Source organism: Azospirillum humicireducens, from assembly GCF_001639105.2.
In the GTDB taxonomy this organism is placed as follows: Bacteria; Pseudomonadota; Alphaproteobacteria; order Azospirillales; family Azospirillaceae; genus Azospirillum; species Azospirillum humicireducens.
Map to the genome: position 1 here is coordinate 687,687 of NZ_CP028903.1, position 13,186 is coordinate 700,872.

The 13,186-nt window shown below is 67.6% G+C and carries 12 protein-coding genes and 1 pseudogene; 10 read left to right on the top strand and 3 right to left on the bottom strand.

Annotation, left to right across the window (positions count from 1 at the left end; translation table 11 throughout):
* Positions 1 to 65: 65 nt before the first annotated feature.
* A pseudogene (locus tag A6A40_RS31575) lies at positions 66 to 383 on the bottom strand ((2Fe-2S) ferredoxin domain-containing protein); the annotation flags it as partial.
* A gap of 186 nt (positions 384 to 569) precedes the next feature.
* Here A6A40_RS31575 and A6A40_RS20675 point away from each other — a divergent pair.
* The 6 genes from A6A40_RS20675 (at position 570) to deoA (ending at position 6,095) form a co-directional block, all read left to right on the top strand.
* Entirely contained in the window at positions 570 to 1,709 is a 1,140-nt protein-coding gene (locus A6A40_RS20675) for an ABC transporter permease (RefSeq protein WP_108547754.1), read from the top strand.
* 3 nt (positions 1,710 to 1,712) lie between these two features.
* Entirely contained in the window at positions 1,713 to 2,687 is a 975-nt protein-coding gene (locus A6A40_RS20680) for an ABC transporter permease (RefSeq protein WP_108547755.1), read from the top strand.
* A 4-nt stretch (positions 2,688 to 2,691) separates the two neighbouring features.
* Positions 2,692 to 3,111, top strand: coding sequence for a cytidine deaminase (cdd, locus tag A6A40_RS20685; protein WP_108547756.1), 420 nt, complete (start codon positions 2,692 to 2,694; stop codon positions 3,109 to 3,111).
* A 15-nt stretch (positions 3,112 to 3,126) separates the two neighbouring features.
* Entirely contained in the window at positions 3,127 to 3,960 is an 834-nt protein-coding gene (locus A6A40_RS20690) for a purine-nucleoside phosphorylase (protein WP_108547757.1), read from the top strand.
* An 83-nt stretch (positions 3,961 to 4,043) separates the two neighbouring features.
* Complete coding sequence (gene deoC / locus A6A40_RS20695) at positions 4,044 to 4,772, top strand: deoxyribose-phosphate aldolase (RefSeq protein ID WP_418208622.1); 729 nt, start codon at positions 4,044 to 4,046, stop codon at positions 4,770 to 4,772.
* A gap of 3 nt (positions 4,773 to 4,775) precedes the next feature.
* Positions 4,776 to 6,095 carry a thymidine phosphorylase gene (gene deoA / locus A6A40_RS20700; protein WP_108547759.1) on the top strand — a complete coding sequence of 440 codons (1,320 nt, stop codon included), beginning with the start codon at positions 4,776 to 4,778 and terminating at the stop codon, positions 6,093 to 6,095.
* A 63-nt stretch (positions 6,096 to 6,158) separates the two neighbouring features.
* Here the strand turns inward: deoA and A6A40_RS20705 are convergent, their stop codons facing one another.
* Positions 6,159 to 7,352, bottom strand: a complete 1,194-nt coding sequence (locus tag A6A40_RS20705) for a nicotinate phosphoribosyltransferase (RefSeq protein WP_236783919.1) — start codon at positions 7,350 to 7,352, stop codon at positions 6,159 to 6,161.
* A gap of 409 nt (positions 7,353 to 7,761) precedes the next feature.
* On the opposite strand from A6A40_RS20705, the gene A6A40_RS20710 reads away from it, so the two are divergent.
* The 4 genes from A6A40_RS20710 (at position 7,762) to A6A40_RS20725 (ending at position 11,567) form a co-directional block, all read left to right on the top strand.
* Complete coding sequence (locus A6A40_RS20710) at positions 7,762 to 8,262, top strand: flagellar basal body-associated FliL family protein (protein WP_108547761.1); 501 nt, start codon at positions 7,762 to 7,764, stop codon at positions 8,260 to 8,262.
* 115 nt (positions 8,263 to 8,377) lie between these two features.
* Positions 8,378 to 9,745 (top strand): glutathione-disulfide reductase, encoded by a 1,368-nt coding sequence (gene gor, locus A6A40_RS20715; protein WP_108548053.1) that lies wholly within the window; start codon positions 8,378 to 8,380, stop codon positions 9,743 to 9,745.
* A 150-nt stretch (positions 9,746 to 9,895) separates the two neighbouring features.
* On the top strand, positions 9,896 to 10,378 hold the full coding sequence (locus tag A6A40_RS20720) for a hypothetical protein (RefSeq protein ID WP_108547762.1): 483 nt from the start codon (positions 9,896 to 9,898) through the stop codon (positions 10,376 to 10,378).
* 286 nt (positions 10,379 to 10,664) lie between these two features.
* Positions 10,665 to 11,567 (top strand): manganese catalase family protein, encoded by a 903-nt coding sequence (locus tag A6A40_RS20725; RefSeq protein ID WP_108547763.1) that lies wholly within the window; start codon positions 10,665 to 10,667, stop codon positions 11,565 to 11,567.
* Between the two features lie 30 nt (positions 11,568 to 11,597).
* Here the strand turns inward: A6A40_RS20725 and A6A40_RS20730 are convergent, their stop codons facing one another.
* The gene (locus A6A40_RS20730; RefSeq protein ID WP_236783920.1) at positions 11,598 to 12,962 is read right to left on the bottom strand and encodes an AmpG family muropeptide MFS transporter; all 1,365 of its coding nucleotides are present in this window, start codon (positions 12,960 to 12,962) and stop codon (positions 11,598 to 11,600) included.
* Positions 12,963 to 13,186 lie beyond the last annotated feature (224 nt).

Below are 13,186 nucleotides of genomic sequence, written 5' to 3' on the forward strand. Positions count from 1 at the left end.
GGCGTGGGGTTTTGTTAAGCGTCGGCTGACGGTGCCCCCACCCTAACCCTCCCCCGCCCAGCGGNCATCACCAGCCGCTCCACCGGCGCATCCTTCACCAGATGCGACTCGACGATCTCGTCGATATCCGCCGCCGTTTCCGGCCTGTACCAGATGCCTTCCGGATACACCACCATCAGCGGCCCGGCCGAGCAGAAGCCGAGGCAGCCCGTCATCGCCATGCCGACATCCGTCAGGCCCTTGCCCTGGATTTTCTGGTCCAGCCGCTGCCAAAGCGGATGCGCCCCCTTGGCGGCGCAGCTGTCGCGCGGATGGCTGGGCGGACGCTGCTGGGCGCAACAGAACACATGGTGGCGGAAGGTCTGCGGCAGGTCGAGCGGCATCGGGCTTGCTCCATAACCTTAATTTTTATATGGATAAGAAGCATGCCAGAATGCTGCGCTGCGGCAAGACTTTTGTGACGCTTCCAAGTCCTCGCACGTCTTGGCTTTTCCGCGTGACGAAATGCTTGGTCAGCGGCGGGGTTGCCGGTTAAGAATCCCCGGCAAGGGGCAATCCAGGAGACGCCGGTGCTGCTGAGCGGGTCGGGGAAGGGGCAGCCGGGCGCCGTGCCGGGCTGGGTCGGGTATGCGCTGCTGCCGGTTCTCAACCTCGTCGCGGCCTTCGTGCTGTCGGGGCTGGTGATCCTGGTGATCGGCGAGAACCCGGTGGACGTGCTGTCGCTGCTGGTGACGGAGGCTCTGGGATACCCGGAGGCCATCGGCTACACCCTCTATTACACCACCAGCTACATCTTCACCGGGCTGGCGGTGGCCATCGCCTTTCATTGCGGGCTGTTCAACATCGGCGGCGAGGGGCAGGCCTATCTGGGCGGGCTCGGCGCCGGGCTGGTGGCGCTGGCGCTGACCGGTTGGCCCTGGCCCGTGGTTGCTGTGCTGGCGATCCTGGCGTCGGCCCTGTTCGGCGCCGCCTGGGCCTTCATCCCGGCCTGGCTGCAGGCCAAGCGCGGCAGCCACATCGTCATCACGACGATCATGTTCAACTTCATCGCCGCGTCGATCATGACCTGGCTGCTGGTGGACGTGCTGATCCGCCCCGGCAGCCAGTCGCCGGAAACCCGCGAGTTCGACCCCGGCGTCTGGCTGCCGTCGATGGACCGGGCGCTGGGCTGGCTCGGCATCACCATCCCGGCCTCGCCGCTGAACCTGTCCTTCCTGTGGGCGCTGGCCTGCTGCGTCCTGTTCCACCTGTTCCTGCGCCGCACCCGCTGGGGCTACGAGCTGCGCACGGTGGGCCGGAACGAGCGGGCGGCGGTCTATGCCGGCATCTCCCCGGCACGGAACATCGTCATCGCCATGCTGATCTCCGGCGCCCTGGCCGGCTTCGTCGGCGTGAACGAGATCCTGGGCGTGCAGCACCGGGTGATCCTGAACTTCACCGGTGGCGTCGGCTTCGTCGGCATCGCCGTGGCGCTGATGGGGCGCAACCACCCGGTCGGGATCATTCTGGCGGCGCTGCTGTTCGGGGTTCTGGCGCAGGGCGGCGGCCAGCTGTCCTTCGAATACCCCGCGATCAACCGCGAGCTGGTGATGGTCATCCAGGGTCTGGTCATCCTGTTCGCCGGTGCGATGGAGAACCTGTTCAAGCCGCAGGTGGAGGCGCTGTTCCGCCGCCGCAGCGCCGCCATCACCGATACGGGAAGGGGCTGAGCGATGGAGGACGCGCTTCTTCTGGCGCTGCAGCTGCTGGGCGCCACCATCCGGGTGGCGACGCCGCTGGTGCTGGCAGCCTTCGCCGGCATGTATTGCGAGCGGGCCGGCGTGGTCGACATCGGGCTGGAAGGCAAGATGCTGGCGGGCGCCTTCTTCTCCGCCGCCGTCGCCTCGACCACGCTGAACCCCTGGCTCGGGTTGCTGGCCGGCATCGCCGCAGGTGTGACGCTGGCGATGGTCCACGGCTTCGCCTGCATCACCCACAACGGCAATCAGGTGGTGTCGGGCATGGCGATCAACATCCTGGTCGCCGGGCTGGCGCCGACGCTCGCCTATGCCTGGTTCCACCAGGGCGGGCAGACCCCGCTTCTGCCCAACCAGGCGCGCATCCCCGCGGTGGAGCTGCCTGGGGCCGACGCGCTGGCCGGCGTTCCGGTGCTGGGGCCGGTCTATCGCGAGCTGTTCAACGGCAACAACATCCTGATCTGGGTGACGCTGGTCCTGGTGATCGCCACCCATTGGGTGCTTTACCGCTCCCGCTTCGGGCTGCGCCTGCGGGCGGTCGGCGAGAATCCGGCGGCGGTCGACACCGCCGGCCTGTCGGTGGCGACGCTGCGCTATCAGGCGCTGATCGTCACCGGCGTGCTGACCGGGATGGCCGGAGCCTACCTGTCCACCGGCCATGGCGCCGGCTTCGTCCGCGACATGACCGCCGGCAAGGGCTATCTGGCGCTGGCGGCGCTGATCTTCGGCAAATGGCGGCCGGGTCCGACCCTGTTCGCCTGCCTGCTGTTCGCCTTCACCGACGCGGTGCAGGTGCGGCTGCAGGGCGTCGAGCTGCCGGTGATCGGCGTCATTCCGGTGCAGTTCATCCAGATGCTTCCCTATGTGCTGACCGTGCTGCTGCTGGCCGGCTTCGTCGGCAAGGCCATCGCCCCGAAGGCGAGCGGCATCCCCTATGTCAAGGAGCGCTGATGCCATGGCCGACACTGCCGAGCTTGACCGCCTGATCGAGGCGGCGCGCGCCGCCCGCGAGAACGCCCATGCCCCCTATTCCAAATTCAAGGTGGGTGCGGCGATCCTCGGCGACTCGGGCCGCATCTTCGCCGGCTGCAATGTGGAGAACGCAGCCTATCCGCAGGGCCAATGCGCGGAATCGAGCGCCATCGGCGCCATGGTGACCGCCGGCGACCGCCGCATCCGCGCCATCGCCGTGATGGGCGGCGAGGCGGGGGCGGAGGAAATCTGCACCCCTTGCGGCGGCTGCCGCCAGCGCATCCGCGAATTCGCCACACCGGAGACGCCGATCCACATCTGCGACCCGGCTGGGCTGCGGCGGACCTTTACGCTGGAGACCCTGTTGCCGGAATCCTTCGGCCCAACCAATTTAGCCTTCTGAGCGGAGAATCCCGACATGACCGCAGCCCGCGCCGCCGCGGACATCCTTCACCGTGCCTCCGGCCACCGGCCGCGGGTCGGCATCGTGCTGGGCTCCGGCCTGGGCGGTATCGCCGACCGCATCGCCGATGGCGTCGCCATCCCCTACACCGACATCGCCGGTTTCCCGATCCCCAGCGTCTCCGGCCATGCCGGGCGGCTGGTGGTGGGGCAGCTCGGCGGGGTCGAGGTCGCCTGCATGCAGGGCCGCGTCCATGCCTATGAGGGCAAGGGCTTCGACGCGCTGAAGACCGCGGTGCGGGCGCTGAAGCTGGCCGGCTGCGACACGCTGGTGCTGACCGCCGCCGTCGGCTCGCTGCGGCTGGAGGTCGGCCCCGGCCGGCTGATGGCGATCAGCGACCATCTGAACCTGCTGGGCGCCAACCCGCTGACCGGCCCGAACGACGAGGCCTTCGGCGAGCGCTTCCCCAGCATGACCGACGCCTGGGACCCGGAGCTGCGCGGCCTGTTGAAGGAGGTGGCGGCTGGTCTTTCCATCGATCTGGCGGAGGGCGTCTATGCCGCCTATCCCGGCCCGTCCTTCGAAACGCCGGCCGAGGTGCGGATGATGAAACTGCTGGGCGCCGACGCTGTCGGCATGTCCACGGTGCCTGAATGCATCGTCGCCCGCCATTGCGGCCTGCGGGTCGTCGGCTGCGCCGTCGTCACCAACCTGGGCGTCGGGCTCGGCGACGGGCCGGTCGATCACCACCAGACCCTGACCGCCGCATCGGCGGCCGCCGCCGACCTGGAGCGCCTGTTGGTCGGTTTCCTCGAACGCCTGTATGAAAAGGACGGGTCCCGGTCATGAAACTGTCTGCCGACCTGCAAAGCGCGCTCGACGCCAGCGCCAACGCCCCGTCCGACGCCGATCTGGCGCGCCGGGCCGTGGGCATGCTCGACCTCACCAGCCTGAACGGCGACGACAGCGACCGCGTGGTGGAGGCGCTCTGCGCCCGCGCGGTCACGCCCGTGGGGCCGGTGGCCGCTGTCTGCGTCTGGGCGCGCTTCGTGCCCACCGCCCGCAAGGCGCTGGACGGCACGCCGGTCAAGGTCGCCACCGTGGTGAATTTCCCCACCGGCGAGGCCGACGCCTCGGCCGTGGCGGCGGAGACCCGGCGCGCCATCGCCGACGGGGCGGACGAAATCGACGTGGTGCTGCCCTACAAGGCCTTCATCGACGGCGCCCGCACCCAGCCGATGAACGTCGTGAAGGCCTGCCGCGAGGCCTGCGCCGACAAGGCGCTGCTGAAGGTCATCCTGGAATCGGGCGCTTTCCCCGACGCCGACCTGCTGGCCTGGGCGGCGCGCGACGCCATCGCCGCCGGCGCCGACTTCCTGAAGACCTCCACCGGCAAGACCCAGCCGGCCGCGACCCTGCCGGCAGCGGCGGTGATGCTCGACAGCATCTATGAATCGGGAAAGACCGTCGGCTTCAAGGCGTCCGGCGGCATCCGCGACACGGCTGAAGCGGCGCGCTATCTGGCGCTGGCCGACCATATCCTGGGCGAGGGATGGGCGACGCCGCAGACATTCCGGTTCGGCGCCTCCAGCCTGCTCGACTCGCTGCTGGACGCCGCCGGGCACGGCGAACGGGAAGCGGCTCCGGCGGGAGGATACTGAGCGATGCTTCCACAGGAGATCGTTCGCACCAAACGCGACGGCCAACCTCTCGACGCCGCCACCATCCAGGATTTCGTCCGCGGCATCACCGACGGCCGCGTCTCGGAATCCCAGGCCGCGGCCTTCGCCATGGCTGTCTTCTTCCGCGGCATGAGCCTGGACGAGCGGGTGGCGCTGACCCGCGCCATGCGCGATTCGGGCACGGTGATGGAGTGGACGTCGCTGAACCTGCCCGGCCCGGTGATCGACAAGCATTCCACCGGAGGCGTCGGCGACAAGGTCAGCCTGATCCTGGCGCCGATGCTCGCCGCTTGCGGCGGTTTCGTACCGATGGTGTCGGGCCGCGGCCTCGGCCACACCGGCGGCACGCTCGACAAGTTCGAGAGCATCCCCGGCTATCGCGCCAAGCCCGACAACGAGCTGCTGCGCCGGGTGGTGAAGGAGGTCGGCTGTGCGGTGATCGGCGCCACCGACGACATCGCCCCGGCCGACAAGCGCCTTTACGCCATCCGCGACGTGACGGCGACGGTCGAATCGCTCGACCTCATCACCGCCTCGATCCTGTCGAAGAAGCTCGCCGCGGGGCTGGATGCGCTGGTGATGGACGTGAAATTCGGCACCGGCGCCTTCATGCAGCGGTTCGAGGATGCCGAAGCGCTGGCGGACAGCATCGTCACCGTGTCGAAGGGCGCCGGCCTGCCGGCGGTCGCCCTGCTGACCGACATGAACGAGGTGCTGGGCCGCAGCGCCGGCAACGCGCTGGAGATGCGCGAATGCCTCGCCATCCTGCGCGGCGAGCCGGCCGAGCCGCGGCTCTATGAAGTCACCGCAGCGCTGGCGGCGGAACTTCTGGCGCTTGCCGGGCTGGCGCCGGATGCCGCGGCGGGACGGGTCCTGGCCGACCGCTCCATCGCCAGCGGCGCGGCGGCGGAACGCTTCTCCCGCATGGTGACGGCGCTGGGCGGACCGGCCGACCTGCTGGAGCAACCGGACCGCCATCTGGAACGCGCCCCCATCGTCCGCCCGGTCTTCGCAGAGCGCAGCGGCTTCGCCGGCGCCATCGACACCCGCGGGGTCGGCATGGCGGTTGTGGCACTGGGCGGCGGCCGGACCAAGACCACCGACACCATCGACTTCGCCGTCGGCTTCGACGAGGTGGCCGGGCTGGGCGACGCGGTGGGGCCGGGAGAACGCCCGTTGGCGATCCTGCACGCCCGCACGGAGGCGCAGGCCGATGAGGCCGAACGCCGCCTGCGTGCGTCGGTCACGGTGACGGACACGGCGCCGGAAAGAGGGCCGTTGATTGCGAAGCGTCTGGGGTAAAAAGTAGTCCCAACCAACCCCTTCTCCCCCCTGCTCACGCGCAAACTTCGTTTGCCNCGCGACCTACCGCCGGAACAGGAACTCGCGGCCGACCTTCACGCGGCGTTCGCCGTCATACTCGATAATGTCAGCGGTTGCATAGGTCTCGGTCCAGCGTTCGGGCAGGTAGCTGCCGGTGCCGATCACGTCGACCGGCGCGTTGGCCTCCGCCATCAGGCGGCACTTGGCCGGGCCGAAGCCGCTGCTGGCGACGATCTTCACCGCCGGGAAGCCGGCCTCGTCCAGCCTTTCGCGCACATAATGGATCGCCGCCGCCGACACGCCGGTGCCGATCAGGTAGCGCAGCTGAGTCTCGTCGCGATAGCCGCGGATGGCATGCGGCGCATGGCGCTCCAGCACGGCATAGGAGCCGGGCGGATCCAGCCCCTCGACGAAACGCCCGCCGGAGGTGTCGAGCCGCAGCGCCAGCTTGCCCTGGGCGGCAAGCTGCGGGAAGCGGCGGCAAACCTCCAGCCCGTCGGTGATCTCACGGCCGAAATAATCGACCAGCACGGTCAGCGACAGATCGGGGAAGGTCTCGTGGAACATCTCCGCCGCGCGCACGGTCGATCCGGCATAGCCGATCAGGGCATGCGGCATGGTGCCCATGCCCCTCTCCTGCCCGAAATAGGGAGCCGTGGCGTCGGTGGCATTGCCGATGAAGCCCTTGGCTCCGACCTTGCGCTTGGCCCGGTCCGATCCGACGGAGGCGGCATAGGCCATCATCTCCGCCATTTCGGTCCCGGCGCAATGGCGGGCATCCATGGCGAGAAAGGCGACCTTCGGCAGGTCGGCGCACATGGTGAAGGCGTTGTAGGCCGCGACGCTGGCCGGACCCAGCTTCTGCAGGAGGATGGTCTCGCAATCGACCAGATGGTAGAAGGAGCCGGTGACATACATGATCGGCTCGCCGGCGCCGACCCATTTTCCTTCCGGATAGTTCAGGTCGATCTGGAAGCTGGTGTTGCGCTCGCGCGCCACTGCCTCCAGCCATTCCACCGCAAGACGCGGGGCGCAGACCACCGGGCGCCGCATGAATATGGCGTAGGTGACGGTCTTGTCGCCGAACTTGCCCACCGCTTCCTTGGTGCGGCGGAAGTAGGTGTCCGTCCAGTCGGGGACCTTGGCGGAGGTCGGGTTGAGGGCGGTCGGCCCTTTGCCGGCCGTCCCGCTTCCCGCTGCCCGGCTGCCAACTGATCGGTCGTCGGTGCTGCTCATACCGGTAACCCTCGCCTTTCGCCCCTGTCCGCGCCCCTGCCAACGCCGATTTCTGCGCATGGCTTTGCGATGCTACGTTCTGGATGACCCGGCCGCCGGACAGGGCAGCCGGCCGGTTGTGTTGGAATCCCAGCATTATACGCCCCGGGCGGGCGGGGGAAGAGGCTTCCCACCTTGCCAACCCGGAACGGATGGCTGCGTTGCATTTTCCGGCTGGATTTCAAGGATCGGCATATCCGACAAACAGATCGAATGCACATGAAATTGCGATGGTGCCCTCGCAGTCGTTTTCGTCCCTCACCTGCCTCATTCAGAGAAAAACCAGATCAAATACCATTATTTGACCTGCCACTTCCGCGCTTTTAAAGTCGCCGCACAGGCTTCGATCGCAACAGGGCGGCTGAACGGAATGGCGAACACGACCGCGACCGCCGAATCGGCTGCGCCCGCCCTGCCCTCCTTCGATGGGACGGGCAACCGGATCGTACTGGCGCTGATCGGATTGATGCTTGCCTTCGCAGGTGCCGGGATCGGCGGCGCACTGCTGTTGCGCCCGGTCCCCACCCAGGACACCTTCACCGCGCCCCGAACCGGCACCGCTCCGGCCCCAGCCGTCTATGCCGCTCTGCCCACCCTGGTTCTCACCCTGAACGATGGCCGCCGGCTGCAGGAATTGCGGCTGCGCGCGGTGCTGGAGTTCGACCCGGCGACACCGCTTGAGACGGTCAACCCGCACCTGCCGCGCATCGCCGATGCCATCAGCCGACGCCTGCTGGAGGTCGATCCGGCCGAACTGCGCGGCGCCGACGGGCCTGCCTATGTCAAGGACGCGTTGCGCCACGTCGCCAACAAGACCATGCGGCCGCTGAAACTTCGGCAAGTGCTGATCCAGGACATGCTGCTGCGCTGACGGCGCGCTTCCCAACGCCCCTCGCCTCCCCATATCCTGCCCGACCACATCCGGCAGGCCCGCGTCGCGGGACCCGTTACGTGGAACAAGGGTCAAGTTGCGGAAGGAGACGGCCGTGGCCGAGTTCGATTTCGACCTCTTCACCATCGGTGCGGGGTCCGGGGGCGTCGCCGCAAGCCGGCGCGCAGCGTCCTACGGTGCGAAGGTCGCGATCTGCGAAGGCAGCCGCGTCGGCGGCACCTGCGTGATCCGCGGCTGCGTGCCGAAAAAGCTGCTGGTCTACGCCGCCCAGTTCCGCGACGGCTTCGAGGATTCCTGCGGCTATGGCTGGAATTCCCACACGCCGGCCTTCGACTGGGAAACGCTGATCGCGAACAAGGACCGCGAGATCGACCGGTTGAACGGCATCTACATCACCATGCTGAAGAATTCCGGCGTGACCCTGTATGAGGGATTCGGCCGGATCGTCGATCCCCATACGGTGGAGGTCGACGGCAAGCGCTACACCGCCCGCAACATCCTGATCGCCACCGGCGGCTGGCCGTCGCTGCCGCCCATCGAGGGCATCGAGCATGCCGCGACCTCCAACGAGGCGCTTCACCTCGAAAAGCTCCCGCATTCCGTGCTGATCATCGGCGGCGGCTACATCGCCGTGGAATTCGCCAGCATCTTCCGCGGACTGGGCTCGGAAGTGACGCTGATGATCCGCGGCGATGACCTTCTGAACGGCTTCGACGACGACATCCGCGTCGCCCTTGCGCAGGAGATGCGCAAGCGCGGCATCACCATCGTTTCGCGCTGCAAGCCGGTGAAGCTGGAAAAGGGTGCGGGGGGCTATACCCTGACCGACCATATGGGCCGCGAGCATTCGGCGGGGCTGGTGATGGCCGCCACCGGCCGGCGCCCCAACACGAAGACTCTCGGCCTGGAAGAGGTCGGCATCACCCTGAACGAGGCCGGGGCGATCCCGGTCGACGGCTGGTCCCGCACAAGCGTGGACAGCATCTATGCCATCGGCGACGTCACCGACCGCATGGCGCTGACCCCCATCGCCATCGCCGAAGGGCGCGCCCTGGCCGAGACGCTGTTCAACGACAACCCCATGCAGATCGGCTACGACAATGTGCCGACCGCGGTGTTCTCGCTGCCGCCGCTCGGCACCGTCGGGCTGACCGAGATGCAGGCCCGCGCCAACTATGCGCAGGTCGATATCTACAAGGCCGGCTTCCGCCCGATGAAGCACACCCTGTCCGGCCGGGACGAACGGGTGCTGATGAAGCTGGTGGTCGATGGCGAGAGCCAGCGCGTGCTGGGTTGCCACATGATGGGCATGGACGCGCCGGAGATGATGCAGCCGCTGGCCATCGCGCTGAACTGCGGCGCCACCAAACGCGACTTCGACCGCACCATCGCGCTCCATCCCTCCACGTCGGAGGAGTTCGTGCTGATGCGCGAGAAGGCGGAGCCGGAAAAGAAGATCTGAACAGCCCGGCGCCCTGGCCCCTGCATCCGAAAGCAAGGCCGGGACGCTGCTTTTCCTTCCCCACCGGCAACCCGGCGAAGATGCTGGACTTCTCTCGAATGCAATAACTACAGTGCCCCGATAAGAACATTATCGGGAGTTTTTTGGCAAATGCGCGAATTTTTGGCGGCTTTCGCCGGCATGGCTGTCCTGGCGTCGGTCGCAACGGCCCAGGCCGACACGAAGATCGGCGTGTGGACCGTGCAGCTCGACAAGGACTGTGCGATCTCCCAGGAATGGAAGACGGACAGCAAGGACACTGCCGGCGTGGGTCTTGCCTACACCAACCAGGGACAGGCCATGGTGATGGTGTTCCGGGACACCGGTTGGAAACTGAAGGAGAAGGAAACCCTGTCCATCTCCCTGTCGGTCGACAAGTCATGGAGCGAGAAGGTCCAGGGCGTCGCCGTCGACAACACGATGGCCGCCGTCGGCCTGCCCGCCTCCGCCTCGGCGATCAACGCGCTGATGAACGGCAAGGAGCTGTACATGGAGATGGATGGGAAGAGCGACGATTACGCCTACACCTACTATCTCGACGACACCCGCAAGGCGATTTCGGCCCTCGACGCCTGCCGCGCGCAGGCCAAGTAAGGCTCGCCGCAGCGGTGACAGGGAGGCGGGGGCCGGCAGGATGCCGGCCTCCCATCCCGACACCACCAACTCCTGCCGACCGCGACCGCCTATCGGCCGATATAGTACGCCGCGGCAGCACGATTTGCTGGAACGCTTCCAAAGTCCTCCGGTTGAGGACGGGTGAGCGATCCGGAACGGCACGTCCTGCTGGTCTCCCCTGCATCCCCGGCGATCAGCCGGTCCGGATTTCTCCGATCCTCGGCCCCCTCCAGGCGGGCCATCAGACGCAGGAGGAATCCCTCGCATGTTCATGCACAACAAAAAGCTCATGTACACGGTACGCGTGTCGGAGCCCAACCCGGTGCTCGCCAGCCTGATGCTGGAGCAGTTCGGCGGCCCGCAGGGTGAACTCGCCGCGGCCATGCGCTACTTCACCCAGGGCCTCGCCGACGAGGATCCGGGCCGCAAGGACATGCTGATCGACATCGCGACCGAGGAGCTGAGCCACTTGGAGGTGATCGGCTCCATCGTCGCCATGCTGACCAAGGGTGCCAAGGGCAAGCTGGCCGAGGGGGCGGAGGAGACCACGGATCTTTACGCCAACATCACCCAGGGCAACGGCAGCCATACCCTGTCGCTTCTGTATGGCGGCGGCCCGGCGCTGGTGAACTCCGCCGGGCAGCTGTGGACCGGCGGCTACATCGACAGCATCGGCGAGCCGACGGCCGATTTGCGCTCCAACATCGCGGCGGAATCCCGCGCCAAGATCATCTACGAGCGCCTGATCAACGTCACCACCGATCCGGGCGTGAAGGATGCGCTGGGCTTCCTGATGACCCGCGAAATCGCCCACCAGAAGAGCTTCGAGAAGGCGCTGTACGCAATCGACAACAACTTCCCGCCGGGCAAGCTGCCGGGCAAGCACGAATACACCGACAAATACTACAACATGAGCCAGGGCGAGGGCGACATGCGCGGCCCCTGGAACCAGGGCGCCCAGTGGGAGTTCGTCGACGTCAAGATGGGCGACGGCCCGGTCAACGGCGGCGACGGCAACCCGACGGTCAAGCTGGCCGCGTCCGAGATGGCAGCGGTCAACGCCGTGGCCGCCCGCACCATGTCCAAACCCGACGCCGATCCGACCACCGGCGCCGACCTGGGTGCCGGGCCGGGCGCCGGCAAGACCAAGACGACCACCGGGGGCTGACACCACGCTCCTGCGGTGGAGCCGTCCCCGTCATTGCGCGGGGACGGCGCTCTCCTGGTCCCGGCGGTGAAGTCCCATCAGCCAGACCAGCAGGCAGAGCGCCGGAATGGCGCCGGCCATGGACAGCAGGAAGAAGCTGATCCAGTCCATCCGCTCCGCCAGCCAGCCCGACGAGGCGCCGAACAGGTCGCCGCCCAGCTTGTAGAAGCTCGACAGCAGCGCATATTGGGTCGCGGTGTAGGCGATGTTGCACAAGCCCGACAGATAGGCGACGAAGGCCGCCGTGGCGATGCCTCCGCAAACATTGTCGACAACCACCGTCACCGCCAGCACCGAGACGTCGTGGCCGGTCCAGGCCAGCAGGACGTAGCCCAGGTTCGACACCATCTGCAGGATGCCGCCGATCATCAGGCCGCGCAGCACCCCGACCTTGCCGACCAGAAGCCCGCCCAGCAGCCCGCCTGCGATGGTCGCCCACAGGCCGAACAGCTTGCTGACCGTGGCGATCTCCGACTTCGTGAAGCCGAGGCTGATATAGAAGGTCGACGACATCTGGCCGGCCAGCACCTCGCCCAGCTTGTAGCTGGCGATGAAGGCGAGGATCACCACCCAGGCGCGCCGCTCCATGAACTGCAGGAAGGGCGCCACCACCGCGCCATAGAGCCAGGCGAGCGCCACCGCGCTGCGGCCCGACAGGTGCGGCCGGCGCGCCAGCCACTCGGCGATCAGCGTCTCGCGGGCGTTGGGCGGCGGCTCCTTCGGTTCGCGGCAGAGCAGGATCGTCGCCATACCCACCAGCACCAGCCCCGCCATCGCCTCGTAGGCGGTGCGCCAGCCATAGGCCTCCGCGATGAAGAGGGCCCCCGCTCCCGCCGCCATCAGGCCGAAGCGGTATCCCAGCACCAGCACCGCGGCGCCCGCCGCCTGCTGGTGCTCCTCCAGCACCTCGACGCGGTAGGCATCGACGACGATGTCCTGGCTGGCCGAACAGAAGGCGACCAGCACCGCGCACAGCGCCGTCCACCACAGATCCTGTCCGGGATCGGTGGTGCCCAGCCCAAGCAAGGCCGCGATCAGCGCCGCCTGCGCCGTCAGCGCCCAGCCGCGCCGCCGCCCGAACAGCCGCGTCATCACCGGAAGCCTCATGCGGTCGATCAGCGGCGCCCACAGGAACTTCAGCGCGTAGGGCATGGTGACCAGCGCGAACAGGCCGATGTTGGTCCGGCTGACGCCTTCCTCGGTCAGCCAGACATTCAGCGTCGCTCCGGTCAGCGCCAGCGGCAGCCCTTCGGCAAAGCCAAGGAACAGGATCGCCAGCACGCGCGGGTCGCGGTAGACCGCCAGGGCCCGCCCCCAGGAGGACAGGCGATTTGCCCGCCAGGATGTCGCTTTCACCAAAAGGCTCCTCTCGGGCAATGATCGGGGGCAATGATCGGGGGGCGGTGACCGGTTGCCCCGATGTATAAAGGGCGCGAGGTCCCGCCGCCAGCGGCGCAGACGCGAGCTTCCTTTCATCTGAAATCACTCCCGGTGGCAGAGCAATGTTTGCTGCGGCACAGCATTGCCGACGGGCGGGCCGAAACTGTGGAAAAGTTGCCGCGAGTCGCGCTATAGAGTAC